Annotated in this window: 3 protein-coding genes; 2 read left to right on the forward strand and 1 reads right to left on the reverse strand. The window is 71.4% G+C overall.

The window, feature by feature from the left end:
• Nucleotides 1-1,165, reverse strand: a 1,165-nt coding sequence (gene selA, locus FV222_RS21995; protein ID WP_147815639.1) for an L-seryl-tRNA(Sec) selenium transferase, incomplete at its 3' end; no start/stop codon positions are given.
• Nucleotides 1,166-1,283: 118 nt separating this feature from the next.
• On the opposite strand from selA, the gene FV222_RS22000 reads away from it, so the two are divergent.
• Nucleotides 1,284-2,078, forward strand: coding sequence for a thymidylate synthase (locus tag FV222_RS22000; RefSeq protein WP_147761510.1), 795 nt, complete (start codon nt 1,284-1,286; stop codon nt 2,076-2,078).
• Nucleotides 2,078-2,590, forward strand: coding sequence for a dihydrofolate reductase (locus FV222_RS22005; RefSeq protein WP_147815640.1), 513 nt, complete (start codon nt 2,078-2,080; stop codon nt 2,588-2,590). The genes FV222_RS22000 and FV222_RS22005 overlap by 1 nt, the downstream gene beginning before the upstream one ends.
• The last annotated feature ends 297 nt before the right edge of the window (nt 2,591-2,887 follow it).

The following is a 2,887-nucleotide window of genomic DNA, read 5'->3' on the forward strand; positions in this document are numbered from 1 at the left end:
CCGGAAAGCCGAGGCGATCCGAGCGGCGGCGCGCCACCTCCGGCGCAAGGCGGCGCGCCTGCGCGTCGATCGCCTCGGCTTTCCGGGTCAGCAGCCGCAGAGTCGGCAAGCGCTCGGCGAGCCGTTCGGGGTTCAGGTAGAGCCGCAGCGTCGCTTCGAGCGCGGCGTAGGTCATCTTGTCGACGCGCAGCGCCCGCTTGAGCGGGCTCTTGCGGATCTTCCGCAACAGGTCCGTCCGCCCGGCGACGATCCCGCACTGGACCGCACCGAGGAGCTTGTCGCCGCTGAAGGTGACGAGGTCGGCATGCGCCAGCGCTGCCCGCACGGTCGGCTCCGGCGGCAGGCCGTGGGCCGCAAGATCCACCAGGCTGCCGCTGCCGAGATCGACGGCCAGCGGCACGCCGCGGGCGCGGCAGAGCGCGCCGAGTTCGTCCTCCCGGGCCTGCGCCGTGAACCCGCGGATCTCGTAGTTGCTCGGGTGCACCCGCATCACCAGGCCGGTTCGCGGGCCAAGCGCCTCGTCGAAGTCGTGCAGGTGCGTACGGTTGGTGGTGCCGACCTCGCGCAGGCGGCAGCCGGCCCGCGCCATCACGTCGGGGACGCGGAACGAGCCGCCGATCTCCACCAGTTCGCCGCGGGAGACCACCACCTCCTTGCGCATCGCCAGGGCGTTGAGGACGAGGAAGACGGCGGCCGCGTTGTTGTTGACGACGATCGCCGCCTCAGCCCCGGTCAGCCGGCAGATCAGCGCCTCGACGTGGTCGTCGCGCTCGCCGCGCTCGCCGGTGGCAAGGTCGAATTCGAGGTTGGCAGCCCCGGTCATCACTGCGGACACCGCTTCGGCCGCCTCCGGCGGCAGCAGGGCGCGGCCGAGGTTGGTGTGCAGCACCGTGCCGGTGAGGTTGAAGACCGGGCGCAGCGAAGCGCGCGACAGCTCAGACAGGCGCCCCTCGACGGCGGCGAGGATCGCGGCCTCGTCCGGGACGCCCTCGGCGCGGGCGCGGATCGCCGCCAAGTCTTCGCGGACGGCGTCTCGGACGGCGGTCCGCCCGAAGGTCTCGATCAGACTGGCAGCAACCTGATGCCCGAGGAGCCGCTCGACGGAGGGCGGACGCGCGCCCTGGATCTGGTCGCGCGGACGGGGGACGGACGCCAGTGAAGTCATGGGCGAAGAGATAGCAGGTCGGACCGCGCCATCCAGTCCCATGTCGGGCTCCGCCCGAATGCCGATCTCGGGAGAGCATGCTTGGCAACACGCGCGAAGGCGGGCAGGAAGGTCGCCGATGGACGCGTATCACAGCCTGCTCACCCGCATCCTCGACGAGGGCTGCGCCAAGGAAGACCGCACCGGCACGGGCACCCTCTCGGTGTTCGGGCACCAGATGCGGTTCGATCTCGATCGTGGCTTTCCGCTGGTCACGACGAAGCAGCTGCACCTGCGCTCGATCGTCCACGAGCTGCTGTGGTTCCTGACCGGGGACACCAACGTCGCCGCGCTGCGCGCCAACGGGGTGACGATCTGGGACGAGTGGGCCGACGCCGCGGGCGACCTCGGCCCGGTCTACGGCAAGCAGTGGCGCTCCTGGGAGAAGCCCGGCGGCGGCACCGTCGACCAGATCGCCTGGGTCGTCGAGGAGATCCGCCGCAACCCCGATTCGCGCCGCCTCGTCGTCTCGGCCTGGAATCCGGCCGACCTCGACCGGATGGCGCTGGCGCCCTGCCACTGCCTGTTCCAGTTCTACGTCGCGGACGGGCGCCTCTCGTGCCAGCTCTACCAGCGCTCGGCCGACGCCTTCCTCGGCGTGCCGTTCAACATCGCGAGCTACGCGCTCCTCACCGCGATGATCGCGCAGGTGACGGGGCTCCGGCCCGGCGACTTCGTCCACAGCTTCGGTGACGCGCACCTCTACCGAAACCACCTCGACCAGGCGCGCCTCCAACTCGCCCGCGCGCCGCGCCCGCTGCCGACGCTCCGCCTCAACCCCGAGATCCGCGACCTGTTCGCCTTCCGCTACGAGGACATCGCGATCGAGGGCTACGACCCCCATCCCGCGATCCGCGCACCGGTGGCTGTCTGATGCCCGCTTCGATCGCCGGCGCGCGGCCGCGGATCATCCTCGTCGTGGCCCTGGCCGAGAACGGCGTGATCGGCCGGGACAACGGGCTCGCGTGGCACCTGCGCGGGGACCTCAAGCGGTTCAAGGCCGTCACCATGGGCAAGCCGATGCTGATGGGCCGCAAGACCTACGCCTCGATCGGCCGCCCGCTGCCCGGGCGGCGCACGCTGGTGCTGACCCGCGACAGCGGCTTCGCGGCCGAGGGCGTCGAGACGGTCCACGATTGGGCGCAGGCGCTGGCGGCGGCCTCGGCCGAGGAACTGATGGTGGTCGGCGGCGCCGAGATCTACCGGCTCGCGCTGCCCCACGCCGACGCGCTGCGGCTGACCGAGGTGGCGGCGAGTCCCGAGGGCGACGTACGCTTCCCGGACTTCGACCGGAGCGTGTATCGCGAGACCTTCCGCGAGGCCCATCCGGCCGGCCCGCACGACGAGCACGCCTACACGTTCGTGGACCTCGAACGCATCCCGTGAAAACCACGATTTCGCACGGATGCGCAGGGGCGTCGGGTCGCGGTTGCCAAAGGGGGCGGCGATGCCCACCTGCCTGCCTTGACAGCAGGCGACGGTCCCTCGCAGGTGCGTAGGCCTCCGCTCGTTCCGGTGGCTGCCTCATCCGGGCAGGTTTGGACACGGTCGCGGGCCGCGTGTGCGGTTCGAACCGTGGGCGCGCGGGCGACCCCACAGCAGGCAGGAGAAGACGGCTAGCATGCCTTGGAGCAATCAGAGCGGCGGCGACCGTTCGCGCTGAGCGGCGGAACCGGGCGAAGG

The sequence above is a fragment of the Methylobacterium sp. WL103 genome (assembly GCF_008039885.1).
GTDB lineage: Bacteria > Pseudomonadota > Alphaproteobacteria > Rhizobiales > Beijerinckiaceae > Methylobacterium > Methylobacterium cerastii.

Bases quoted from the DNA above. Each gene is read 5' to 3' on its own strand.
- FV222_RS22005 (WP_147815640.1), top strand. From the start codon at position 2,078: ATGCCCGCTTCGATCGCCGGCGCGCGGCCGCGGATCATCCTCGTCGTG.
- FV222_RS22000 (WP_147761510.1), top strand. From the start codon at position 1,284: ATGGACGCGTATCACAGCCTGCTCACCCGCATCCTCGACGAGGGCTGC.